Source organism: Leucobacter sp. GX0328, assembly GCF_053567315.1.
This window is the reverse complement of sequence record NZ_JBSGPC010000010.1, coordinates 1-525: the sequence shown is the minus strand read 5'-3', so window position 1 is coordinate 525 and position 525 is coordinate 1. Positions and strand designations below refer to the sequence as shown.

Annotated in this window: 1 protein-coding gene; it reads left to right on the top strand. The window is 69.0% G+C overall.

Annotated features, from left to right (window positions below):
- Positions 1–76 precede the first annotated feature (76 nt).
- Positions 77–525: hypothetical protein (locus ACUYTF_RS13460; RefSeq protein ID WP_449279957.1), on the top strand; the 449-nt coding region annotated here is incomplete at its 3' end.

The following is a 525-nucleotide window of genomic DNA, read 5'->3' as shown; positions in this document are numbered from 1 at the left end:
GGCGAGTTATCCACAATTCCTGATCAGAAGCATTTTTCGGGGTGCGGATGTCGGTGGGAACTGGGACAATGGAAGCATGTTCACCACCTCCGATCACGCGCCTCAGGGCCCGGGTTCCGTGCTCGCGGAATCCGGTACTTCCGGGGTGCGTGCCGGTGCTCGTGCCAGAGCTGGGGTGGGTGCTTCCGGCGGCCCTTCGGGGGCGGTGCCGGTGGGGGTGTTCGGGCCGGGCAGCCCGAACCTTGCAGCGTTGGACCGTGCGGTGTCGTGGGTCGAGGATATCGAGCGGCGCTCTCGCGCGCTCGAGGCGGAACGTCTGCGGGCGCACGCGTATGTGCGGGCCGTCGCTGCCGCCGAGGATGCGGGCCGGATTGCGGGGGAGCCGGGCTCGTGTGACGAGGCTTCGGTGGCGGGGAAGTCGGGGGATGGGCCGGTGGAGCGGTCGCTCGCATATCGGAGCGCGGTCGCTGACGTTGCCGCGTCTGCGCGGTTGTCGGAGCAGTCGGTGCAGCAGCGCATCGAGAA